Source organism: Pedobacter sp. 05L430, from assembly GCF_056397585.1.
The window spans coordinates 1-25,295 of sequence record NZ_JBFTNT010000079.1; the positions used below are offsets into that span (position 1 = coordinate 1).

A 25,295-nucleotide genomic window follows, 5' to 3' on the forward strand; every position below is an offset into this window, starting at 1 on the left:
GGAAAACAGGGGTCAGTTTTGTGTATACGAACAAGGAAATTGTCGATGCAAAAGTAACTATCCATGATGAGGCCAAAACGGCTAGGATAATATTGACGCCTTTATTGCAAAAAAACAACCTGCGCCTTATTGAAGACGGGACTATGGTTGTACTTAAAAAAGCAGAACTGCAGATCCGAGCTCCAAAGCCCGGTGCGGCAGTAGGCTATGTAAAGGATAAGGTAAGTAACCAGACTTTGCCTTATGCAACAGTGCTTTTGAAAGAAACCAACCAAAAGTACGTTACCGATGCCAATGGCTATTTTGTAATCAACAACATAAAACCAGGAAAAGCTACACTTTTGGTGAACTATATTGGTTATGTAACAACATCATTTACTGTAGATATAACCGATGGTGAAACGGCAAAGATGGAACTGAAATTGGAAAGCCAAAGTAACGATATGAAGGGAATTTCAGTAACAGGGATTAGAAGAGGAGAGGCCATAGCATTGAGCAATATGCGTAACGCAGACAACATCAAGTATGTGCTTTCTCAGGAGCAGATTGAGCGCTTTCCCGATGCTACTGTTGGGGAAGCCATGCAACGTGTGCCAGGGATTGCGATGGACTATAGTTATGGCTTGCCAAGAAACATCATCATCAGAGGACTGGATCAGAGTATGGGATCTATCACACTTAATGGAAACAGGCTGCCTTCTACACAAACCAATTCAAGGGATATTGATCTGAATGGTATTTTGTCGTCTACTGTTGAGGCCATAGAAGTCAACAAAACCCTCACTCCCGATATGGATGCTGATGGAACATCTGGTTCAGTGAACATCATTTCTAAGACACCAAAGTCGGGTACTCAGCAAATGCAGGTGAAGGGTTCATTTGGTAATAATTTTCTATTGGGTAAGCAAAACTTTGACGGCTCATTTGATTTTAGTCGCAGAGATACCAAATGGGGTTACCTGGTCGGCGTAAATTATAGCAATACCTACAGAGGGGAAGATCGGGTTCAGAAAGATTATGATACGTACGAGATTGCGGGAGTAGAAAAAATGAAGTTATCTAATCTTGAATTGGAAGGCTCAGACCTGCACCGTGAGAACCTCGGGCTCCAGGCTGAACTAAGCTTCTTTCCTACAGAGAAAATCCAAATCTATGCAAGAACGTCGTACAACAAGTTTTACGAACTACAAACAAGGGGCACAAAAAGCTATAACATTGGGGAATATACAGATGAGAACACAGCTTCAGACATCAGCATAGGCGCTAGTGGTTCTCCCAGAGATTACCATAGAGATTTGTTGAGCTTTTCAGTTGGTACTAAAGCGATTGTCAATGACTGGAGGTTGAATTTGGACCTCACCTATGCTAGTGGTTTATACGATCAGCCGATTTACTATGACGGATATTTTACTTATGGTGGTTTAAATGCAGGCATAGACATCAGCGATCCGCGCGCTCCGCAGTTTGCCTTTACAAATGGCGATGTGAACAATGCGGCCAATTATACCACTTCCTCTTATGTCAACAGGCACCAGATCGCTCATGACAAGGATGGACAAGGATCATTCAATGTGCAGCGGACTTTTAACCTGAGCCAGAAGAATAAACTGATGTTTAAGTTCGGAGGACGTTACAGGTATAAAGAAGATGACCATACCAGAGATTATTTCCAATACACCCTGAAGACAGGTAAGGTATCTATGGATAATTTTTTGTCTGATTATTCCAGAAAGGATTATTTCAATGGCAAGTATGATCTTTCAGGAGCGATTGCCAATGGGTACCTGATGGAAGATTATTATCAGAAAAACCTGTCGCTTTTTGAAAGTGATGAAACTTATATCAGACAAAATACTGATCCGGATTCTTATAGCGGTAAGGAAACCATGGGAGCAGGTTATGTAATGGGTAAATTGACACTGGATAAACTTGACATCATTACCGGACTGAGGTATGAGCGCACGGGGTTTGACTACCGGGGCAACATTGTATCGTTTGACAATCAAGGAAAATACGTAAGTACAAATAAAGTAAACACCAAGTCTGCATTTGAGGGCTTCTTTCCAAGTCTGAACCTGAAGTATGCCATAGATCAGCGTACCAACGTGCGGGCAGCGGTTACCAGATCGCTTTCCCGTCCTGGTTATTATGACCTGGTTCCATGGCAGGAAGTTGAACCCAGAAGAAAGCGAATGAAGAAAGGGAACCCGGATTTGGATCAGGCTACCTCCACCAATGTCGACTTCCTATTTGAACACTACTTGAAATCACTCGGTTTACTATCAGGAGGTATCTTTTATAAGAACATAGAAAATTATATTTATGAAAGTATTTATACACAACAGGGTGGCCAGTTTGATCAGTATCAGGTAACGCAGACTGTGAATGGTGCCAACGCACATGTGTATGGTTATGAAATTGCCTGGCAGCAGCAGCTGACCTTCCTGCCTGGATTTTTAAACGGTTTGGGTATCTATGGAAACTTTACACAGATCCAGTCGAAGTTTAAAGTACCCGGCATTGTAAGTGAGCGAACCGTACGTTTGCCTTCCATGCGTCCTAAGGTAGGTAACGCTTCTCTGTCTTATGAGAAATATGGTTTTTCAGGCCGCATTTCGTTAAATTTCTATGAAACTTTTATCAGTGAGCTTGCAGAAGAGCAAGCCAATGACCTGATGGAAAAAGGCAGAGTACAGCTAGACTTTTCTGCTTCTCAGCGGATCAACAAGAAGTTTACCATCTTTATGGGTATCAGTAACATCAACAATGCCCAAACCATTCTGGATTACGGCGATGGCAGACCAAATGACCATAAATATTTTTCAACGTGGGCCAACGCAGGCTTTAAATACAACCCTTTTTAATGATGAAAAACATTACCAGAGAAATTATCATGGTCATTATAGCCCTTTTAGGGTTTCAATTGGCTAATGGACAGTCGTTCAAAGCTTCAGCATTTCCAGATCGAATTATCCTGACCTGGTCGGCCGATCCGATGACTACACAGTCAGTTACCTGGCGTACCGACACTACCGTACTTAAAAGCTATGCCCAGGTATTAATGGAAGACAGCTCGCCCGATCTCGGAAAAGACAATTCCGGAGAATTTGTGGCCCTGTCGACCACGCTCCAGGGAGTAGAATATGAAAAAGCAAATTACCACAGCGCGATCATGACTGGTTTAAAACCTGATCAAGTTTATACCTATCGCGTAGGAGATGGTAAGAACTGGAGCGAGTGGTTTCAGTTTCGGACTGCACCGGCAACAGTGAAACCGTTTTCATTCATTTATTTGGGCGATGCTCAGAATGATATCAAGTCAAAATGGTCGAGGGTAATCAGAAGAGCATTTGCCACCCATGGCGATGCACGTTTTATTGTTCATGCAGGCGACTTGATCAATCGCTGCAACAATGATAATGAATGGGGAGAGTGGCATTTTGGTGGTGGTTTCATTAACGGAATGATCCCAAGTATCCCGTCATCTGGAAATCATGAATACTTCAGAGATGAACAAAAGACCCTGACCTTAGATCCACATTGGCGTGCCCAATATACCTTGCCTGAGAATGGACCCAAAGGTTTGGAAGAATCTGTATACTTCATCGATTATGCAAATGTTCGTCTCATCTCATTGAACTCCCAGATGATCGTATTGGATTCCAACTCCATGAAGGCTCAGGCTATATGGCTGGAAGGGGTGTTGAAGAACAATCCTAAACAATGGACGATGATCACCTATCATCATCCAATCTATTCTACAGCAAAAGGTAGGGACAATAAAGAATTCAGAGAGCTGTTTAAGCCGCTGTTTGATAAGTACCATGTAGACATACTGATGCAGGGACATGATCATACCTACAGTCGTGGACAGAATTTACCGACGGGTGTTTCAGGAAAGGTAGGAGGTCCCATGTATGTGGTCTCAGTAGCGGGCCCAAAAATGTACAAAATAGATGTGACACCACGGTGGATGGATGTATTTGCAGAAAATACACAACTGTTCCAAATCATATCTGTTGACCATGATAAACTAATTTACACGGCATATAAGGCTTCTGGAGAAGTCTTTGATTCCTTTAGTCTTAAAAAAACAAATAAAGAGAAGGCTGCATTATTTACAGATTTAAAAAGGTAAAGATATAAAACCGGAAAAAGCAAGCGTTCTTTTGGACTCTTGCTGCTTTGCAGTTTCTTTAACATCAGGCTGGAAATTAAAAGCTGACTAGGCATTTTTAAGCGTCTGGTCAGCTTTTAATTTATTTTTTTACAGTAAAAAGCCGCGACACCCATCGGGCTTTTGAGGCTAACCAAATGACGGGCGAATCCTTACCAAATATTAATAATCATTTTAGCAGGTGTCCTGGCCGCTCCGTTTTTTTTCCGTTTACCCGAGCCATAAATCCTGTTCCTTTGTAGTGCTACAGTTTCCCGCGCATAACAAAGATTAGTAAACACCATCACAAAAGGCAAGATGGCACTTGTCCTGGCAATGTTTTTATGCTTTGCAGTTTGCTTGTTTTTCATATTATCCGGCAAAAAAAAAATATTCAATATCGTTAGAATTAAGTTTATTTAAGCCATTTTAGTGCATTTCTATTTTTGTTTCCATGCTGGAGATAGTAGCTTGCCTAATTCATAAATGTTTGTAAGTTTTGTGTTAAAGTGTTGATTGTTTGATGATTTGCTCGTAAATTCGGGTAATGAATTCTTGGCTTATGGAAAAGTTAAATGAAAAAAAGCCCCTTGCGAATGGGAAAATGCTCGATTTATTGACACGACTGATTAAGCTAAGAAAAAGAAGTCAGCAAACTAATCAAAAGCTGGATGAGTTGAAGAAGCAGTCCGACGAACTGTTACATTCCGATACTAAAAAATAGAGGGCCTGACTATTTCCAATGCGCATACCCTCTTCGTTTTTTACCATTAAATTTATGTAATCAAAATTGGTGCTGATTACAAAATGATAATCTCAAATTCAAGTTTACTTCATTTAATTTTGGCTTATGAATTATCCCGTATTTATCTTTCACGAATTAATGTTCAGGCTCTCAGAAATCTCTCCGAAAATTGGCACTTATGTTTCCAGTTTTGTTCAGGACAATACTTTTGTGATCCATTCCACTAATGGCAAACTCATTGTGGATGAAGAGACGATGACAATGCAGTATCACGATCCTGCATTGCTGTCGAGGGAATATTTAGACAATCTTATCGACAGGTTTCTTTTTAATGAGAGCGGAAAGTAGTGTTGTTGATTGCCGAAAAATTGGATGAATCTTTGGTATGAATTCAGGTCGGGAAAGTTTTCTGGTCAGGCCTTGGATAATGATAAAACAGGGACTTATGCAACGCTAAGTCACGATAAATCAGAGATAACGAAAGTTCACCCTGCCTTTTTTTAAAAATGCTGTTCATTTCCTATTTAGTTTCTTTAATAGCCACATTGCCATGGTGATCAACGTAGCCATTAAATAAAAAATCTCCTTTGGCTAACCAAAGAAGATGACGATGTTTGCTATAAAACTTATGGCTGCTTGCTATCCTGCTCCAGGTAATTTTTTAGTGACTTTCCAAGTATAAAATTCCAACCTTCAGTAAAGCTGGTGACAGCGAAATTCGGGCTGTCTTTAGGGAAACTGCCAAGCCCTTCATGGGTCAGTTTTAACCGGGTTTTTTGTTCTCCATCCTTAAAAAGTTCCCAGGTGACCACGGAATACCCATCGTTATGTTCAGGGTAAGTCCAGCTGTAACTTAGCTTATTGGGTGGATCCACAAAAATCACTTCGCAAACATGGAGGTATTGCTCCTTTTCATCACCTCCGCTAAATTGGAATTTGAATCCCTTTTCTGCTTTGAATTCTTCAAGTTCAAAGTACCATTCTTTCATCTGGTCCTTATTGGTAATGGCTTTCCATACCTTTTCAATTGGTGCATTATAGCTGCGTTCTACAATTAGTGGTTTTGTTTCCATAATTACTTATTTTTAAGTGGATTATCTTCTGATGATTTTTCGTTTTCCCCGCGCTCCAGAAAATCGCCAAGGGCATCTAGTTTATGGTTCCAGAATTTCCTGTATCGATTCAGCCATTTGTCGATTTCTTTTAGCTTATGTACATCAGCTCTGCAATAGCGCTCCCGGCCGTCCTGCTTCACCGTTATTAACCCGCACTCTTCCAGAATTTTGATGTGTTTGGATATAGCTGGCCGGGTGATGCTGAAATGTCCTGCAACTGCATTGAGGTTCAAGGATTGATCACTCAGTAAATCAATAATCTCACGCCTGGTKGGGTCGGAGATTGCCTGAAATACATCTCTTCTTAATTCCATATATTCGAAACCATGTGGTTACAAATATATGGGATACCATTTGGTTACGCAAATTTAAAATCAATTTTTTTGGCAATCGTTTATATATTTATATTTCAATTACCATCTCATGAAATTCACCAGGATATCACCTCATCCAAGTTTAGAAAAGTTGATCGAATGCTACTGGATGATGCACAGTGATGATCCTGCGCCACGGGTAGAGAAAATTATTCCCGATGGGTTTACAGAGCTTATTTTTAACTACGGCAGCGTCTACAGGGCCAAAACAAGCGGACCCTGGTATACGCAAACAGCAAACCTGCTGGCTGGGCAGATCAGCAGCAATTTTCACCTGGAGAATACAGCAGAGACCGGCTCTTTTGCCATTAAACTCAAACCCGCGGCGCTTACCCAGCTCTTCGGTCTGAACATGGAATGTTATCTTGATCAGATTGTTGCCCTGGATACCTTTCCTCATCCGGAGCTGGCCGGGTTGAAGGATCGATTTCTTCCTTTTGARAACGAGCAGATTCTTAAACAGCGTCTGGATGACCATTTTCTCGCGCTTAGTAAATCAGCTACTGAAAATCCTTTAGAGGAAGTGCTGCAGCTTATCTTTGATTCCAACGGTAAGGCAAGTGTTAAGGATCTGTGTCTGGCAGGGAAGAAGAGCGAACGTCAGCTTCAGCGGCTTTTCAAAAAGTACATAGGGCTCCCGCCGAAATATTACGCACGGATCATCCGTTTCAATTATATATTTCAGCTGATCAGGGATAAAAAACGCAGCTGGTCAGATATTGTCTATGAGTCAGGTTATTACGACCAATCTCATTTCATTCGCAACTTTAAAGCTTTTACGGGTGAAGATCCCTCTGCTTATTTTTTTGAAGCGCCAAATATGGCCAACTTCTTTCTCAATAAATGATTTTCTGTAACCATCGTCGGTTTTGTACAATACACAAACATTGCTCAATCGTAATTTTGAAAGAAAAAGATTATGAAAATTCAACGATTCTCTCTCCTTATTTCTGTTATGTTTATTTTCGGCTTCAGTAACATGGTATGCGGACAGGAAAACACGGCTCAAAAATTTAAAAGACTACATTGGCTGATCGGTAAGTGGCAGCGCACAAATTCCAAACCCGGGCAATCAGGGTATGAAAACTGGTCTAAGGTGTCTAATACTAAATTCACAGGAAAGGGTGTGACGCTTAAGGGAAAGGAAATTGTTTTTGTAGAAGAACTGGAGTTAAGCATCAAGGGAGGCGATATCTTTTATACCGTTACTGTTACCGGTGATTCTGGACCTGTTAATTTCAAGCTGACCTCCATCAGCAAAGATGCCTTCGTATGTGAAAACCCCGAACACGACTTTCCTAAAAAGATTGCTTATACCCGGAAAGGTGGAACCGTAAAAGCAATCGTTTCCGGCAACGGGCAGACCCTTGACTATGAATTTATCAGTTCAGCCCCCTAAAAGGAATTGATAGCTATATAATGATATCTTTGCTGTCATCTCTCTATGTAAAACCACTATACGCTTTCTATGATCCGTTATTTCATTCTGCTTTTATTGCTTTCATCTACTTTTATTGCCTGTAAAAAGGCAGAGAAAACTGAATCTCTTGTACCGCCAACCGTTACTCCTCCGGTTACTGAAGAACCTAAGGTGAGTGCTAAGGCTTTTAAAATTGATTCTATAAGATCGGCCGTGAATAAAAACGCCTGGTATGCAGTGGTGTCCGATAGTGTTTGGGCAGATAGCGCTGGCATCTCTTTTAAGGTGCAAACGGCTGAAGATTTTAGGGATGGCGCTTTGTCTTTTCCGGGGTTGGTTAATAACAACATATTTCCAGGAGCCTTACTTCAGGGGGACAGTATGGAGAACTTGCTTTATAAGCCATTTGTGTTCACTGTTTACAAGCAAAATCCGCTGGTTATTTACAGTACCTCACCTAGTTTTGATCCATTTATGACAACGCTCATACCTTCATTGGCGGGCTCAAATGACTTTATTAAAAATTCTTTAAAGGCTAACGGAAAACAAGTAGATGGTTTCACTTATAGCAATGGCACTGAATTCAGGAATTATAGTGAAATTTCGATCACAACCGGCAAGAATTGGGATTTTTCCCAGTTAGTAATAAAAAAAGCTAACGATAAGGGTAATATCAAAAAGAAAACTGGTTTTTTTGTTAATTATGAACTGTCATTGTTCAATATTGCGGTTGACTTTCCTGCCAGTGAGCATAGGATTTTTGAGGCTGGTGTTGATCCGGCGTTAATATCTGGTAATCCGGTGTATGTTAGTAATGTAACTTATGGTCGCAGCGCCATCATTGCCATTGAATCTGATGCTTCTTTCCAGCAAATAAAAGCATCTTTCCAGAACGTTCAAAACGGCCAGGGAAGTGTTGAAGATAAAAATTTATTTACTGAGGCTGTTGTTACGGTATACATGCGGGGTTTTAAAGCTGTGGATGTCAGTAACATTGAGGCCGCTAGGGGCTATGATCAGGTTCAGCTGTTCGTTAAGTCCCTAGCGGCCGGAGGAAGCTATTCAAATGCAGATTATGGTGTTCCTATTAATTTCTATGTGAGTAAAATAACCGACAACAGTGATTTGAAGTTTAAGTTCAATTATCGCTTAGATTTTGATGTGCACTGATCTGGTGTTATCTAGTACTTTTCATTGTTGTTGTTGTTGTTGTTGAATTTGCTGCATAAGCTCGAGATTCCGACGGTAGCTATTGCCTTGTGTAGGAATCACAGACACTGCGATTAAGTCATTCTCTTCGGCGAAAGGTTCTTGTGTATCTGATGTCCCGTTGTCGTAACCAATAATTACCTGAACGGTAAGCTTATGATTGGATGGACCTTTGTAAACACCTTTTACCGGAGAACAGTCCGTAAAACTTCTGCCTAGCGCCAATCTTACATATGTTTCGTTAGCAATGCAGTTATTTGTCGGGTCTAAACCCAGCCAGCCATAGTCGGGTATGTAAGCTTCTACCCAGGCATGGGTGGCACCTTCTCCGCGAATGCCGTTTTTATTGGGACAAATGTAGCCACTTACATATTTTGCCGGGATTTTAGCCATACGCAACATCTGGCAGAGAATATGTGCGAAGTCCTGACAGACACCTGATTTGATTTGCCAGATTTCATCTATCTGAGTTTGTACTGTTGTTACACCCTGTATGTATTTGAAATGTCCATATACATATTGACAATAGTCCATGGCTACCCGATAGGGCGTTAAATCCGACTGCAGGAATTGTTCTGTGATCTTTTTGAGTTCATCAAGTTCATTAAAAGCTTCCCATTTCAGGTAATCAATATAGGGAACCTGATACCGTAGTTTTTCAAGTTCCATCCACTGCATCTCACTGAACATGGTTTCTGATGGGAGTTCTTTAGCTATGGTGGCCACAGTAAGTTCTGAATAGATTTCTAGCTCTCTGTGTCGCTCGCTATAAGCAAAGAAGCCAATTTTATTGCCATAATAGTCAGTAAATACATCTACTTTCGGATTGCCCGAAATTTTAAGGGTGTGCTTAATTACGCTCTGGAATTGATCTTCAATAGGGTAGAGGATAATGTGGTTTACGCTTTCTCTTACCGGAGATTCGTAAGTGTATTTGGTGATGTGTTTGATTTTAAATTCCGGCATGGTGCTTAGTATATGTTGAAACAAGTTTGATTAAAGGCATTTCCTATGCCATAGAGTTCGGATTTTATTTCCGCGAGGTATAGGTGAAGGTCTCCTTTTTTTAAACCCTTTATAGAACTGTATTTTACTTTGCTTTGGAGCCTGCCAATAAGGAAAGCAAGATTTCCTGCGGTAATGTGCCCGTCGCCTTTTAATCTTTCAAAATATTTGAACAGTTGATTGATACAATAGATAACAGACCTCGGAAATTCATTGTTCAGTACAACCTGGTCAAGTACGTTTTCGGCTTCAAAACCCTGTCTATAGGTTTTTAGGTACAGTTCGTATCCGCCTATAGAAAACAAAAGGTGTTTCCAGTAGTTGGTGTTTGTCAGTAAGTCCGGGTTGTGGTCTACCGATCCAAATTTAATGTCCAATATATTTACCGATTGAATACTGCGCTCCAGGTATTTCCCGATGCGCATAAAGCTACTTCCTTCGTTCCTTGCCATGGTGATTTCTGTAATGCCATAAAATAGCATTCCTTGTTTAATCAGAATGTCTAATACGGATATCGGGTCGTCTTTTTTCAACATGGCGTTTAGTTTAGGGTCCTTTACTGTATGGTAATATTCATTTAGACACTGCCATACGTCTTTGGTAATGTGGTCTTGCACGCTTCTTGCATTTTCCCGTACTTGCGTGATGATGTTGAGGATAGAGTTGGGGTTCTCCTTGTCAATCACCATGTATTGTAGTACAGTACGACTGTTAAATTCCATGGCCTCCAGTCTTTCGTCATTCCGGTCGCAAAATAAGTGCATAACCGGACTCCATGAAAACTCTGAGATCGCATCTTGCGAGGAAGCGTAATTTATTTTAAGCATGCGTAGCATGCCATCTGTTCTTTCGATATAACGGCTCAGCCAGTATAGGCTTTCAGCAACCCTGCTTAACATAGTGATTCTGTGTTTAATCTTATTGTTGTTTATTTAGAAAGTACCCAGGTGTCTTTACTGCCGCCTCCCTGAGAGCTGTTTACAACCAGTGAGCCTTCTTTAAGTGCTACTCTTGTTAATCCTCCGGGAATAATGTCTATCCCATTAGGGCCGCAAAGTGCAAACGGACGAAAATCGACCCTTCTGGGTTGTAATTTACCTTGCATGTAACATGGTGAGGATGATAAGCTGATAGTAGGCTGTGCAATAAATTGTCGTGGATCTTTCAGTATTTCCAACTTGTATGCTTCAATTTCTTCTTCCGTTGAAGCGTGTCCCATTAACATGCCATAACCCCCGCTGCCATTGGTTTGCTTAACTACCATCCGGGAAATATTTTCGAATACGTAGGCCCGCTCACTTGCGTTTCCTAATTGGTAAGTTGGTACATTTTTAAGTAAGGGTTCTTCATTCAAGTAGTATTTTATCATGTCTGGCACATAGACGTATACAGCTTTGTCGTCGGCTACACCATTTCCTACCGCATTTACAATGGTTACATTTCCTTTTCTGTAAGCATTCATTAACCCGGCAACACCAAGTAGGCTGGTTGGATTAAAGGCTAGCGGATCAAGGTAGTCATCATCTACTCTCCGGTAAATCACATTCACTTGCTGCAGTCCTGCGGTAGTTTTCATATACACCTTATGGTCTTCGACAATTAAATCAGGTCCCTCCACCAGCTCAATTCCCATTAAACGGGCCAGTGTGGTATGTTCGAAATACGCTGAGTTGAAACTACCCGGACTTAACAAAACTATTGTAGGATCGGCAACGTCATGTGGTGCAAGTGAAAGCAGGTTGTTGTAGAGGACAGTAGGGTATTCAATCACACTTCTTACTTTGCATTGAGGTAAAAGATCGGGGAATAGACGTTTGGTAATTTCCCTGTTTTCCAGCATGTAGCTAACTCCCGAAGGAGTGCGGACATTATCTTCAAGGATATAATAAGTGCCGTCGTTGTCCCTGATTAGGTCAATCCCCGCAATGTGTATGTAGATGTCGTGAGGGACTTTCACGTTGACCATCTCTCGTAAAAAATGTGGACAAGAGTAAATTACATCGATCGGAACAATTCCGTCTTTGATGATAAACTGGTCGCTGTAAACATCTTTCAGAAAGAGGTTCAGCGCGGTAACTCGCTGCTTAATTCCTTTTTCTATAAAAGCCCATTCCTCAGCAGTAATAATTCTGGGGATGATATCGAAAGGGAAGATCTTTTCTACGCCTTCGCCGCTATTGTATACGGTAAAGGTGATGCCCTGGCTCATGAAAAGTGCTTTAGATAGTTCTTCTTTTTTGTTGRGCTCTTCGGTCGACTCAAGATCGAGGTAGTTCATAACAGTTTTGTACTCTTCTCTTACCGTTTCTGAGTCATTAAACATTTCATCCCAGGTGTTTTTGGGTAGATCGTATGATTTTGTGTAGCTTTTTGTTTCCATATTCGATCATTTTATGTTAAAATCTTCTGAAATATAGTTATATCTTTATTTAAATTGATTTTTAAATCAAATAAAATGTTATTTTACTTTATTTATTAAATTTTTTGTGTGTTGAAATTGATTTTTTTTATCTTTTTATGTTTCTTTTTGATTTAAAATTGATTTTAGTCTATTTTTTATTTTGTATTTTAAATATTTATGAAGTTAGAGGTTTCTGTTAGGGTAGTTTACGAGGTAATTTCGTCTTCAACATTGATTTTGAATGTACAGCCCGTTAAATCTGCAGGCCAGTTTCTTGTAGAAGAACATATGGAACTGAATCAGCAACTGAAAATGAGAGAGCTGTTTTCTATTTCCGGTGAAAAGAGATTCAAAATCATAGAAATTCCTGATGCAGGGAACTTAATGATTCATTATCGGGCATTAGTAGAAACAGAGGTCCGTGCGGTTGATGCAGAACATTTGGATGATATACCCATTGGCAACATGCCGGTTAGCGCTTTGTCGTATTTAAATCCCAGCAGGTACTGTCAATCCGACAAGTTATATAAGTTCGCATTTCACAAATTTGGGCATATCGATCATGCTTTTTATAAGGTTATGGCTATCCGTGATTGGATTTATACTAACGTAGAATACAGCGGAGGCTATACAAATGCCCAAACATCTTCATATGATACAATTACAGAGCAAATAGGGGTGTGTCGTGATTTTGCACATTTAGGTATTGCTTTGTGCAGGGCGTTAACCATCCCGGCAAGATATTACACCGGTTATGCATATCAATTGCAGCCTGCAGATTTCCATGCCTGTTTTGAGGCTTATATTGGTGGTTATTGGATTATCGTAGATGCAACCAAACTTGTTCCGTTAAATGGATTAGTTAAGATTGCTACCGGAGTTGATGCTACCGATACCGCATTTGCCAGTATATTCGGGAATTTGCAGTTTGTAAGTTTGGACGTTACCGCAAATTTAATTGATACTGAGTTTCGTTACATAGATCAGTATACTGCCGAACAAGGGTATACTTATATGTAATAGCGCTTTGATGAGGTCCTATTTCAATATGTTAAGAATTACGTAATTTAGAAGATATTGAATAATCCCTTCAAGATGAAAGTAATTTTATGCTTAATTGTAATTAGCATGGCTTTAAACGTGCAAGCTCAATCTTATCATTCAGATAAATTGGAAGTAGCAGCTGAGTTTGGTCAGTCACAGCCTATCGGTGTTAGCGTTTCCTCCACCAACAGAGTCTTCGTTTCATTTCCCAAAAGGGAACCCTACCAGTATGGATTAATTGAGATTGTAAATGGAAAGTATGTTGCCTATCCCGATGAGCGCTGGAATCGGAAAGAGGGAAAGGAAACAGAAACCTTTTTAAATGTTCAGGACATTTACATAGATACGAAAGACCAACTGTGGGTATTGGACCCTAAACCTGATGAGCATAAATTTAAATTGGTACAGATAGACCTTAAAAGTAATCAGGTGAAAAGAGTCTATCAGTTTGACGACCTCGCAAAAGATAAATCAACATTAAATGATGTTAGAGTCGATACAGATAAACAACTGGCTTATCTTTCAGATCCCGGCCAGGCTGCAATTGTGATATTAGATCTTAAAAGCGGTAAAACAAGGCTGGCACTTCAAAATAAGCCTCAAACATTAGCCGTTCCTGGATTTAGTTTGTCTTACGGGGGGAAGATAATGGCAGACAAAAATGGCAATATCTTTAAATCTAATGTAAATGGGATAGCAATAACCAAGGACAATAAGTTCTTTTATTTCAGACCAATCAACAGCATGCATCTTTATCGTGTAGAAACAAAACATCTTGCAGATGCAAAATTAACAGCTGATGAATTGGCTAAATATGTTCAGGATTTAGGCGAAACAGGAGTTTGCCATGGTATGGAAGCCGATATAGCTGGCAACATATATCTCACCTCTTCTACAGATTATAGCATAAAATATTTTACCACAAATGGTGAACTTATCACACTGGTACAGGATAGCAGGTTAATATGGCCAGATTCTTTAGGAATTGGCAGCGACGGGTATTTATATTTCTCTTGTGCTCAGATGAACCGTTTGCCCCAATGGAATGATGGTATGAATAAGACAAGCTATCCTTATCGCATTTATCGGGTCAAACTTCCAAAATAACCTAAGCTATTGTAAGCAATAAATTACAAACAATCCTATCCTGTTTTAGTCTGATGATTTTTCAACAAAATATAATATCATATGTTTGTAACATAACTTTTAATCGAATCTAAAAAAGAAAACGGAATGTATTTACAGCGATTTTTTTATCTGTTTCTTATCATTTTGATGATCAGTAGTTGTGGGATCAGCAAAAAAGCGAAACATCAGGAAACCTCATTTGATAATGACATCAAGCAGATTAAGCACGTGGTGGTTATCTATATGGAAAACCATAGTTTCGATAATCTTTACGGGGAATTCAAAGGAGCAAATGGTATTGAAAATGCCAAAAGAGGAAATTTTGTACAGGTAGACAAAGATGGAAAACCTTATAAGTACCTTCCTGAGATTCCGAGAAACAACTCTTTCCCGACCAACCTGCCAAATGAGCTTTTTAATATAGACCAATACGTTCCGTCTGACAAGACAACGCCTGATGTTACTCACCGTTTTTTTCACAATCAGTTGCAAATTAACGGAGGAAAGATGGATAAGTTTGCGGTATATAATGACTCCAAAGGACTAGCGATGGGTTATTATAACACGGAAAAATTACCTCTTTATCCGATGGCTCAAAAATACACACTGTGTGATAATTTTTTTCAGAGTGTTTATGGCGGCTCTTATTTTAACCACGTTTATATGATTTCTGCGGCTGTGCCGGTTTGGCCGGATGCCCCTAAATCAATGATCGCAAAAGTTGATGCTGATGGTAAAATGATAGACGATGGCATAGTTACTCCAGATGGGTATGTTGTAAATCATGTTCTTTCACGAAACAGGCCTTACCCTCCTAAATCGGATACTTCCAAATTATTGCCATCTCAGACGATGCCGACTATTGGCGACAAACTGAGCGAAAAAAATATATCATGGGCGTGGTATTCTGAGGGCTGGGACGATGCAGTGGCAGGAAAGAAGAATAATTTTGCCTATAATCATGAACCATTCCTATATTTTGCCCAATATGAAGAGGGGACAGAAGGCCGAAAACACATGAAGGACCAAAAYGATTTCATTAAAGCAGCGAAAGAAGGTGCCCTTCCCAGCGTTTCCTTTGTGAAACCAGGCGGAGGAAATGATGAACACCCGGGTGGTTCTGCTGTATATTCTTCAGAACAACTGGCAGTAAACCTGATCAATGCAGTATTGGAGGGGCCTAATGCAAAAGATGCATTGGTTATTCTGACCTATGACGAGTTTGGTGGCTTTTTTGATCATGTAACCCCACCAATTATAGACAGATGGGGCCCTGGTAGTCGTATCCCCGCAATTATTATAGGGCCATTTGCCAAAAAGGGTATTGTAGATCACACACAATATGAAACCGTAAGCATTCTTTCTTTTATAGAGCATAGATGGGGAATAGAACCATTGGCTGAAAGAGATAAAAATGCGAACCCGTTCCGGAATGCGTTGGTATTTAAATAAGTTACTGTTAATCAGGAGGAGGAGGGATAATCAAGATTACTGTTCAAAAAGTTTGAATGGGCGGCAGAGTATTTTACTGCCGACCTAACTAAGAGGTTAAATGGTCCTCCTGTACAAGAGATCGAAAATGCAGATTTACTAGATCCTTCTTTAGCCCGTGCTGTTGATCCAATGGGACTCCAGGTGATAGAACAGTTTATCTATCCGAAGTACGATTCAGCCGGCAAAAAAGTGCTGATTAGCGAAGTCAGACATTTAATAACAAATACGGACTATCTGATTTCTTATTTTACTGATCATCAGTTTGCGGATTGGCGAATATTGGATGCAGCCAAGTTAGAGGTATTCAGGATAATCGTTTTGGGAATTACCGGATTTGACAATTCTCTTTCTTTGAACAGTATGAAAGAATCGTCCGAATCCCTAAAAAGTCTGCGGGATATCCTTTATTTATATATCAGCAAAAAGGAAAAAACGACTTTATTGCAGGATCTGAATGGCTCAATAGCATATCTTAATCATAACCCTGATTTTGATTCCTTCGACAGAGCTACATTTATTACAAGCTTTGGGAACGAGATCAGCGCCGGGATAGCACAGTTGGAGCAGAATTTACCGGGCGATAAAATTAAATATAACCGGATGCTTAGGCAGGAGGTAAGGACATTATTTGATTCGGATGCGTTTAATGTAGATGCATTTTCACCAGGCCCTGAATATCGCATAACAGGTGCTAAAGTGGGGTTAGGGAAAAGACTTTTTTATGATCCATTGTTATCCGGCACCGGCACAAGAAGCTGTGCCTCATGTCACAACCCTGATTTAGCATTTACGGACGGAATGGCTAAGCATACAGATGTTCATGTTCCTTCAAAACTGCTGACAAGGAATGTACCCACGTTATTCAACGCGGCTTTACAATCAAATTATTTCTATGATATGAGGGCGCTAACGTTGGAGGATCAGGTGCATGATGTAATTAGTAGTAAACAGGAGATGGATGGCTCAATGGATGCGATCTTAAAATATGTTTCTGCAGATAAATCATATCATTCGTTATTCGTAACGGCTTTTTCTGAAAAGACCGGAAAAGGAATCAGTTCAGACCAAGTGACAAATGCCCTTGCCTGCTATATTCGCAGCTTAACAAAACTAAATAGCCGGTTTGATAAATATATGCTTGGTAATAGAGATGCTCTGTCAAAGCAGGAATTGAAAGGTTTTAATTTATTTATGGGAAAAGCGAAATGTGCCACCTGTCATTTCGTTCCTTTATTTAATGGAGTTACTCCTCCAAAGTATGTAGAAAGCGAAACGGAAGTGCTGGGCGTTCCCGTATCCCTTGCGGATTCTACGCTCGACTCGGATTTGGGTTATTATAACGTGATCGGTGTTGATTCCTATAAGAATGCTTTTAAGGTTCCTACTATTCGGAATATCAATAAAACTGCGCCTTATATGCATAATGGAGTATATAAGACTTTAGATCAGGTAATGGAATTTTATAATAATGGGGGAGGCGCAGGCTTAGGAATAAATCTTTCTAATCAAACGCTTTCCGAAGAAAATCTTCATCTCACTGAAAAAGAAAAAGAGGATATCATTGCCTTTATGGGGAGTCTGGAAAGTAAGTAAGATCGCTTTTGGCTGTCTAAAATAGTCCATCGTATTTGCAAAATACTCTATTGTGTTTCGTGCTATTAATTAATAGTTTAGTTGATTGTTTTAATCGTTTTTATGATAAGAAAAATTCAACTCTTGTTTTTTATTGCACTAATATGCTCAACACGGGTGTTTGCCGCGGAGGAAAGAATAAATAGTATTGCTGTTCAAAGGTTTAAAGAAAGCCCGGTAATCACTAACCAGTTTCTAACAGTAAATTATAATGCTGTTGAAAAGAATCTGGCGGTTGTATTTAAGGCAGGTAATAAAACTTTTTTGAAAAATATTATTCCAAAGAATGCCAATGGTATCATTAAAAAGAAGGAGCTTCTTAGCCCCGTTTTTGGTAAGGGTAGTGCATTGATTTTTTCGACTACCGATGGAGGTACTATATCGTTTACGCTTTACCCTTTACAACCATTTTTATTTGTAGAGCAAACTGTTAAAAATTCTGGAAAGGATGTTGTTGATATTCAGAAGCTCAATCCGGTTTCTTTTTCAGTTGATCTTAATAAGCCGGCGTCACGGTTAAAAACCTTAGGAACCGGAGGACTGCTTGCTCCAGATCAGAACCCGGGTAGCTATGTGTTTCTTACCACTGTTGATCCCGTTACGCGTAATGGAGTGGTGGCAGGTTGGCTTACAAATGAAAAGGGGAGTGGTGTTTTGTTTTCTGGAATTAATAATGGTTTGGTAGAAATAAAATCACAAATTGATTACGGGCGTTTTCTTTTACCTGTTGGAACAACTGAAGCTACGGAAACTTTGCTTATTGGTTATTTTGATGATGCGCGTTTAGGTGAAGAACGTTTTGCTGATGCAATTGCAAAGCAACAAAATATTAAACTGAAACCCAGAACTGCCGTTTATTGCACCTGGTATTCAGAAAAAAACGGAGGAGCGGGCACCGAACAATCAACTATTGAACTTGCAAAGTTTGTTAAAGAAAAGTTAAGGCCTTTTGGACTTGGAGCGATTCAAATTGATGATCAGTGGCAGGCAGGCGGACAATATAATGGACCTCATCGCGGCTTTGATCGTGTTGATCCAAAAGGTGGTTATCCAAACGGAATGTCGACAGTTGCTGCAACTGTAAAAAAAGAGGGTCTGATGGCAGGAATTTGGTGGATGCCTTTTGCACGAAATCATCAGGATATTGAGTATCGGGACAAACAACATTGGTTTGCACACAGGAAAAATGGGAAGCCTTACGAAACAACATGGGGTGGGACTTCTCTAGATCTTACTAATCCAGAAGTCCAGAGTCATATTTCTTACGTTGCAAAAAAAATGCAGGGATGGGGATATAATTATTTCAAAATGGATGGACTTTGGACGGGCACAGTTACTGAGCAGGTTTACATCAATGATGGTTATAAAAATGACAGTATAGGAAATAATAAACCGCTATTTAATCCAATGAAAACACAGATCGAAGCATACCGTGATGGCTTAAGATTATTGCGGCACGCAGTTGGAAATGAAGTGTTTCTTTCCGGATGTTGTGCTAGTCAGAATATGAGATCGTTTGGCGCTTCAATGGGATTGGTAAATTCAATGCGCATTGGCCCGGATTTTAATCATGATGGAGAGAGCATTCGTACTGGGGTAATACGTGCATCCAGATTATATTTTTTAAACGGAAGAGTTTGGTGGAATGACCCGGATCCGTCTATGTTAAGAGAAAAAGGTAAATCAGCAGCAGATCCTGCAGCTGATGGTATAGGAAGTTTAACCAGAGCACGGTTATTGCCATCCTATGTTGCTGTCTCAAAGCAATTTTTCTTAAGTAGCGACTGGCTTCCGGATTTGCCAAATGACAGAATTGAAATCATGAAACGCTGCATGGCCTCACATAACGGGGTTGCCAGACCCGTTGATGCTTTTGATAAATCTCTTCCTTCAATTTGGATTGCCACTGATCAGAAAGCCGGTGTTAAGCGAAATGTAATTGGTTTATTCAATTGGGCTACTTCTACTCAAACTATAAGCAGTTCAATAAAATGGGCCGGCCTGGCCGAAAAGACTGCTTATCATGCGTTTGATTTTTGGGAGAATAAACCATTACCTGATATTTCAGGTTCATTTGCAATGAGCCTTCCCGCTGAATCGTGCAGGATAATAGCGGTACGTGCAAAATMAAATCATCCGGTAGTGGTTTCAACCTCTCAGCATGTAACACAAGGCATCATTGATTTGATGGAAGAAGAATGGAAAAGCGGAACGCTCTCAGGCACGAGTAAATTGATTGCAGGTGATGATTATGAACTTAGAATTGCAGGACTAAATGATGGCGGAAAATGGAAGACAGATCGCGCCTCCCTAATTGCAAATAAAGATGAAACTACCATTCATGTGTTGCCAAAGCAAGAAAATGGATGGTTAAGGGTACTTATTAAATCAAATAAGAGTGGCTTGGTGAAATGGAGAATTAGGTTTAGTAAACAAGCAGTTAATATCAGAAATAAAAATAATGAAAGTCGTAAAGCTTAGTTTTTTCTTAATCGTATGTTCCTTAAATGGGGGGGCACAAAGTAGATCGCCTTTAAATGAGGAAAAAAGGTTTTTAAAAAATATCTGGACAAAACCCCCAACGCATATTCCAAATGATGTTTCAGTTGATGCTCCATTAATGGGGAATGGTGATGTGACCATGAGTGTAGGGTTTAAAGAAGACCGGTTGCGGTATTATCTTTCAAAGAATGACTTTTGGCGGTTGCGTTCAAAAGCCGATGGTTTATCGGGTCCAAGAGTGATTGGTTTTGTAGATGTGAGCGTTAATGGTTTTAATGGTGGCGAGTTTTCTGCGGAACAGTCACTTGAGAATGGTGTCACTTCTTGTGTGCTGCACAAGGACAGGCAAAACGTAACTGCAAGATCATGGGTGTCGGCGACAGAAAACCTGATTTTTATTGAACTGACTGCGGTAGGAAAAGCAACAAAAGTTTCTATTCGTTTAACCGCTCCTGAACATCAACATGCCAGGTTAAAAAGCGGTAAAGCAAATAATGTTTATTGGCTTACACGTTCTTTCGTGGATAGTGTAGATATTTCAACAGAAGTAGCAGTTGCTTTAAAAACCTTTAATCATAAAGACAGTACCGTTTTATTACAGCCGGGGAAGAAAATAGTTATTGGACTTTCTATTGAAAGTAAGTTTAAAAACACGAAACCCTTGGATGATGCATTTAACCAAATAAGTAAGCTTGATGAGAGGTCGATTGCAACAGTAATGAATAAACATAATAATTGGTGGAAACGCTATTGGAGCAAATCAAATATAGCTGTTGAAGATCCGGTATTAATGAAAGCCTACTATCAGGGATTATATACGATGGCTGCTTGCAGTCGTGATCCAAAGTTCCCTCCGGGAATATTTGGTTGGACTACTACAGATAACCCGGCTTGGAATGGTGATTATCATTTGAATTATAATTTCCAGGCTCCTTTTTATGCTTTATATGCAGCTAATCGCTTGGAACAGGGAGAACCCCACGATGCTCCGCTTCTTGATTTTATACCAAGAGGCGAATGGTATGCACATCAGATAACACACACAAGAGGTATTCTTTATCCTGTAGGAATTGGCCCTTTAGGAATTGAGGTTACCCGTAACTTTCCAACCTATGAAAAAGAAGCGGGGGGACTATTTTTTGGACAACGTTCTAATGCTGCATACGGATTGCTCAATATGGCACAACAGTGGCGCTGCACTTACAATGAAAAGTATGGTAAAAAGATATATCCTTATGCGCTGGCTGTGGTTAATTTCTGGGAAGATTACCTAAAATTTGAGAATGGCAGATTTGTTATTTATGGTGATGCAATTCATGAAGGTTCTGGGAATGATAAAAACCCAATTTTATCACTTGGATTGATTCGAAATGCTTTTGATCTCATCCTTGATTTGAGTTCTACCTTGAAAATGGATGAGAACAGACAGGAAAAATGGAAAGATATTCTCGATAAGCTTAGTGATTTTCCGATTCAAACGCGAAATAACAAGGATGTATTTCGGTACACGGAAAAGGGTGTTGATTGGTGGCCGGATAATGGATTGGGAATACAACATATTTATCCTTCTAATTCGATTAATTTGGACAGTAGGCCTGAATTATTGATCCGTTCTCGCAATACTATTGACGAAATGAAACGCTGGAAGGATAATAATACCAGTAGTAGTTTTTTTATGGCGGCAATCAGGGTGGGGTATGATCCATCTATTGTCTTAAATGAATTACATGAATATGCTTTGCGCACTTATCCCAACGGTTTCCAGCTAAATAATCCTCATGGGATAGAAAATAGTTGTACAGTAGCTAATGCCCTTAATGAAATGCTCTGCATGAGCGCAGGGAATGTAATCCGCTTATTCAATGGCTTATCAAAAAAACAGAATGCGAGCTTTGAAAATATCAGAGCATGGGGTGCATTTCTGGTTTCCGCCAGATTGAAAAATGAGGTAGTTACTGATGTTCAAATAGTAAGTGAGAAAGGAAGGCTTTGTACGATGGTAAATCCATGGCCTGATAAGAAGGTACTTTTGATCAGAAACGGGAAAAAGTCAGATATCCTTAATGGGACTCGGATTTCCTTTAAAACAGTTCCAAATGAGATTGTTAAATTGCAGGCTCTATAAATATTGTTCTCTTGAAAAGACGTATAAGTCAAATCACTAAGCAAAAAAAGCATCAATATTGATCAATATAATACAATTTTTGTAGTTTCTAAAATGTTTAATTTTAGAAACTAACTTGTTGATCTACAGAATTATTTTGAGTGTTTTTTAGGGTAGCCATATGATTGGTGGTACAAGTACAACCAAATAGAATCAGGAAAAGATTCACGTCATATGTCATGCCAATATCACTTAATATTTTGATTAAATGATTGAATATTCATACAATAAAAAAATGTTATTTGATGAACTTAATACTATGCAATAATGTTTACAAGACATAAGGAAGAGGATACTGAAATATTTCCGGAGGTGCTTTTTAAGAAATTTTATCCCAGGCTTTGTGATTTTGCTTGTTATTTAGTAAAGGATCAGGACGCAGCTGAAGATATTGTTCAGGATGCATTTATTGTGTTTTTAGAGCAAAAGGAGCATATTTCATCGAATTCTAATGCCGTAAAATCATTTTTATATTCATCAGTCAGGAATGCATGCTTAAATAAGCTCCGTCATCACAAAGTTGTAGATACCTACAATAAAAAATTCCCATTTGAGGTGTTTGACGATCCTAAAATATTAGATGGGATTGTTCATGCCGAGATCATGGCCGAAATACATCAGGCAATTAATATGTTGCCCGCAGATTGTGCTATGGTACTTAGATATGGATATCTGGAGGGATTGCAAAACCGTAAAATTGCAGAACAGTTGAATATAAGTATAGATTCCGTTAAATATCAGAAGCAGAAAGCGCTTAGCTTAATGAGAGTACTGCTCGGTGATGCTGTTTACTTGCTGTTTGTCAGTCTTTTATTGCATAAATAATTTTTCTAAAAAAAATCACCCATTTTTCAATTTCAGGTTTCTTTATAGATATAGAGATGAAACCAGTTATGAAAAACCAGCCTTACGAATTTGCCCTGCTAATTTCACGATATTTATGTAATGAGCTTTCAAAAGAAGAAGAAGCTCATCTTATGCAGATACTTGAAAAAGATGAGCATAAACGTAAAATTCTGGAATACTATAAGCAAACGGCTCCTGCTCAGGAAAGACTTGATTATATGAATAGTCTGGACGTTGATGCAGCATGGAATAAGGTTCGTCAGCGCCATGATGRTAATTTAGGTAAAAGCAGCAATTACAGTTTTCTAAAATATGTGGCCATACTTGCTATAACGGTAAGTGCTGTGGCATTGTGGTTGGCTTATGGTACAAAGGACAATAAGTTGGTCACATCACTTGCTGCCGATAAACAGATACTGGATGTGTTACCAGGTGGCAATGTTGCAGTGTTGGTTTTATCTGATGGAAAAAGAGTAAGCCTGGATAGTGGAGCGGTAGCACTGCGGGAAAAGGATGGTACCCAGGTATCAGGTAATCAGGGAGGCTTGGCTTATTCGAATGATATTGCATCTGAACAAGAGGAAGTATTGTACAATACACTAATTGTTCCTCGCGGTGGTACATACAACATACAATTGCCCGATGGTACTAATGTTTGGCTTAATGCGATGTCAGAATTGCGTTTTCCAGTAAAATTCGGCACAAAGGAAAGAAAGGTTGAACTTATTGGAGAGGCCTACTTCGAGGTTGCAAAAAATAAGGATGTCCCTTTTAAGGTAATTACAGCTCATCAAGAGATTGAAGTAAAAGGTACTCATTTTAATGTGAATTGCTATGCTGATGAAAACTTTGTCCGTACAACTTTATTGGAAGGCTCAGTTAAAATATCAGATCCGGCAGCTCCTGCCAGGTCCTGGTTGTTAAGTCCCGGAGAGCAGGCCCAAACCAACAAGAAAACTGGAAAGACTGCTCTAGAAAAGGTAAATATGAAAGAAGTCTTTGCTTGGAAAAATGGCTATTTCTTTTTTAATGATGAGAAGTTGGAAAGTATTATGGCCAAAATCGCAAGATGGTATGATATCGAGGTAGTTTATAAAGGTCAACTGGAGGAGCAATCATTTTTGGGACAGATAGAAAGATCAAAAAAAATATCATCCATATTAAATGTCTTAGAATTAAGTGGGAATGTTCACTTTAAAATTTCAGGAAGGAGGGTCGTCGTTATGCCATAATAGTACTCAGGAATACGGTGATCAAAAAAAGTCAGAGATGCTTCGAACCATCCCTGACCATATGTTTAGATCTACCCATTTAAAATTGTTACTACACAACCAAACCAGTTTAAACCCAAACAAACAAATGTATGAAAATTTACGATCTGTTCAGAGCTAAGCTTTGGGCTTTCAGTACTATGCAATTATTCCGCATAATGAGATTAACAGTCATCATAATTACTGCTTGTTTTTTGCAAATAAGCGCTGCGTCAAAAGCGCAGGTGATATCATTAAATGAAAAAAATGCTTCTTTGGAGACCATTATCAATAAGATAATAGACCAAACAAATTATTCTTTTATAGGAGACACTAAGTTAATCAGGCTGGCAAAGCCTATTGATATTAATGTTCAGAATGTTTCCATAGAAAAAGTACTCAGTCTTTGCTTTACTAATCAGCCTATGGATTATTCTATCACAGATAAGACAGTAGTGATTAGAAAAAAGGAGAAACAATCTATAGTGGATATTAAAATAACCGGTGTAGTCACAGACTCAACCGGAACCACATTGCCTGGTGTTAGTGTGGTTGTTAAAGGAACCGCTAAAGGGGCTGGTATCGGAGCGGTTACCAATACTGATGGGAAATATGTGCTTAATGTTCCTGATGGAGCTAAAGTGCTTATTTTCTCATCTGTGGGGATGAAATCTCAAGAAGTGGAGATTAACGGCCGTACAATTATTAATGTAACCTTGAAATCGGCTGATGCTCAGCTTGATGATGTAGTTGTTGTGGCCTTTGGAAAGCAAAAGAAAACTGAAGTAGTAGGATCAATGACTACAATAA

At 39.4% G+C, this 25,295-nt stretch carries 21 protein-coding genes; 15 read left to right on the forward strand and 6 right to left on the reverse strand.

The genetic code is table 11. The features are described 5' to 3' along the window. The coding region (locus AC1DG9_RS12915; protein WP_477634719.1) for a TonB-dependent receptor at positions 1-2,864 on the forward strand (2,864 nt) is incomplete at its 5' end. Continuing rightward, complete coding sequence (locus AC1DG9_RS12920; RefSeq protein ID WP_337716687.1) at positions 2,864-4,138, forward strand: purple acid phosphatase family protein; 1,275 nt, start codon at positions 2,864-2,866, stop codon at positions 4,136-4,138. The genes AC1DG9_RS12915 and AC1DG9_RS12920, both read left to right, overlap by 1 nt. Before the next feature lie 191 nt (positions 4,139-4,329). On the opposite strand, the gene AC1DG9_RS12925 is transcribed toward AC1DG9_RS12920, so the two are convergent. Beyond that, positions 4,330-4,527 (reverse strand): hypothetical protein, encoded by a 198-nt coding sequence (locus AC1DG9_RS12925; protein ID WP_337716689.1) that lies wholly within the window; start codon positions 4,525-4,527, stop codon positions 4,330-4,332. Between the two features lie 479 nt (positions 4,528-5,006). Here AC1DG9_RS12925 and AC1DG9_RS12930 point away from each other — a divergent pair, with 479 nt between their 5' ends. Next, complete coding sequence (locus tag AC1DG9_RS12930) at positions 5,007-5,249, forward strand: hypothetical protein (RefSeq protein ID WP_048903271.1); 243 nt, start codon at positions 5,007-5,009, stop codon at positions 5,247-5,249. Positions 5,250-5,527: 278 nt separating this feature from the next. Here AC1DG9_RS12930 and AC1DG9_RS12935 read toward each other — a convergent pair whose 3' ends face one another. Continuing rightward, positions 5,528-5,974 (reverse strand): SRPBCC family protein, encoded by a 447-nt coding sequence (locus AC1DG9_RS12935; protein WP_048903270.1) that lies wholly within the window; start codon positions 5,972-5,974, stop codon positions 5,528-5,530. A 2-nt stretch (positions 5,975-5,976) separates the two neighbouring features. Beyond that, a complete protein-coding gene (locus tag AC1DG9_RS12940) occupies positions 5,977-6,330 on the reverse strand; it encodes an ArsR/SmtB family transcription factor (RefSeq protein WP_048903269.1) in 354 nt (117 codons plus the stop codon). A gap of 109 nt (positions 6,331-6,439) precedes the next feature. Between AC1DG9_RS12940 and AC1DG9_RS12945 the strand changes: the two genes are divergently transcribed. The 3 genes from AC1DG9_RS12945 to AC1DG9_RS12955 all read left to right on the forward strand — a co-directional run bounded on the left by AC1DG9_RS12945 (position 6,440) and on the right by AC1DG9_RS12955 (position 8,980). Next, the gene (locus AC1DG9_RS12945; RefSeq protein WP_048903268.1) at positions 6,440-7,237 is read left to right on the forward strand and encodes a helix-turn-helix domain-containing protein; all 798 of its coding nucleotides are present in this window, start codon (positions 6,440-6,442) and stop codon (positions 7,235-7,237) included. Between the two features lie 72 nt (positions 7,238-7,309). Beyond that, a complete protein-coding gene (locus AC1DG9_RS12950; RefSeq protein ID WP_152541957.1) occupies positions 7,310-7,789 on the forward strand; it encodes a DUF6265 family protein in 480 nt (159 codons plus the stop codon). Positions 7,790-7,858: 69 nt separating this feature from the next. Beyond that, a complete protein-coding gene (locus tag AC1DG9_RS12955) occupies positions 7,859-8,980 on the forward strand; it encodes a thiol-activated cytolysin family protein (RefSeq protein ID WP_337716691.1) in 1,122 nt (373 codons plus the stop codon). 21 nt (positions 8,981-9,001) lie between these two features. Here AC1DG9_RS12955 and AC1DG9_RS12960 read toward each other — a convergent pair whose 3' ends face one another. The 3 genes from AC1DG9_RS12960 to AC1DG9_RS12970 are packed head-to-tail and all read right to left on the reverse strand — an operon-like array spanning position 9,002 to position 12,404. Further along, positions 9,002-9,985, reverse strand: coding sequence for a transglutaminase family protein (locus AC1DG9_RS12960; RefSeq protein ID WP_337716693.1), 984 nt, complete (start codon positions 9,983-9,985; stop codon positions 9,002-9,004). Between the two features lie 5 nt (positions 9,986-9,990). Further along, a complete protein-coding gene (locus AC1DG9_RS12965) occupies positions 9,991-10,923 on the reverse strand; it encodes an alpha-E domain-containing protein (protein WP_048903263.1) in 933 nt (310 codons plus the stop codon). A 29-nt stretch (positions 10,924-10,952) separates the two neighbouring features. After that, positions 10,953-12,404 (reverse strand): circularly permuted type 2 ATP-grasp protein, encoded by a 1,452-nt coding sequence (locus AC1DG9_RS12970; RefSeq protein ID WP_477634720.1) that lies wholly within the window; start codon positions 12,402-12,404, stop codon positions 10,953-10,955. Positions 12,405-12,602: 198 nt separating this feature from the next. Here AC1DG9_RS12970 and AC1DG9_RS12975 point away from each other — a divergent pair, with 198 nt between their 5' ends. The 9 genes from AC1DG9_RS12975 to AC1DG9_RS13015 all read left to right on the forward strand — a co-directional run. Further along, on the forward strand, positions 12,603-13,445 hold the full coding sequence (locus tag AC1DG9_RS12975) for a transglutaminase-like domain-containing protein (RefSeq protein WP_048903261.1): 843 nt from the start codon (positions 12,603-12,605) through the stop codon (positions 13,443-13,445). Positions 13,446-13,520: 75 nt separating this feature from the next. Next, entirely contained in the window at positions 13,521-14,576 is a 1,056-nt protein-coding gene (locus AC1DG9_RS12980; protein WP_337716695.1) for an L-dopachrome tautomerase-related protein, read from the forward strand. 126 nt (positions 14,577-14,702) lie between these two features. Beyond that, positions 14,703-16,049, forward strand: a complete 1,347-nt coding sequence (acpA, locus tag AC1DG9_RS12985; protein WP_337716697.1) for an acid phosphatase — start codon at positions 14,703-14,705, stop codon at positions 16,047-16,049. A gap of 183 nt (positions 16,050-16,232) precedes the next feature. Beyond that, a complete protein-coding gene (locus AC1DG9_RS12990; protein ID WP_477634721.1) occupies positions 16,233-17,684 on the forward strand; it encodes a cytochrome-c peroxidase in 1,452 nt (483 codons plus the stop codon). A gap of 102 nt (positions 17,685-17,786) precedes the next feature. After that, a complete protein-coding gene (locus AC1DG9_RS12995) occupies positions 17,787-20,204 on the forward strand; it encodes an alpha-amylase family protein (RefSeq protein ID WP_477634722.1) in 2,418 nt (805 codons plus the stop codon). Beyond that, a complete protein-coding gene (locus AC1DG9_RS13000) occupies positions 20,185-22,350 on the forward strand; it encodes a glycosyl hydrolase family 95 catalytic domain-containing protein (RefSeq protein WP_337716703.1) in 2,166 nt (721 codons plus the stop codon). Before AC1DG9_RS12995 ends, AC1DG9_RS13000 begins: the two co-directional genes overlap by 20 nt. Positions 22,351-22,656: 306 nt before the next feature. Next, positions 22,657-23,214 carry an RNA polymerase sigma-70 factor gene (locus tag AC1DG9_RS13005; protein WP_048903253.1) on the forward strand — a complete coding sequence of 186 codons (558 nt, stop codon included), beginning with the start codon at positions 22,657-22,659 and terminating at the stop codon, positions 23,212-23,214. A 56-nt stretch (positions 23,215-23,270) separates the two neighbouring features. After that, complete coding sequence (locus tag AC1DG9_RS13010; protein WP_477634723.1) at positions 23,271-24,467, forward strand: FecR family protein; 1,197 nt, start codon at positions 23,271-23,273, stop codon at positions 24,465-24,467. 131 nt (positions 24,468-24,598) lie between these two features. After that, positions 24,599-25,295, forward strand: a 697-nt coding sequence (locus AC1DG9_RS13015) for an STN domain-containing protein (protein ID WP_477634724.1), incomplete at its 3' end; no start/stop codon positions are given.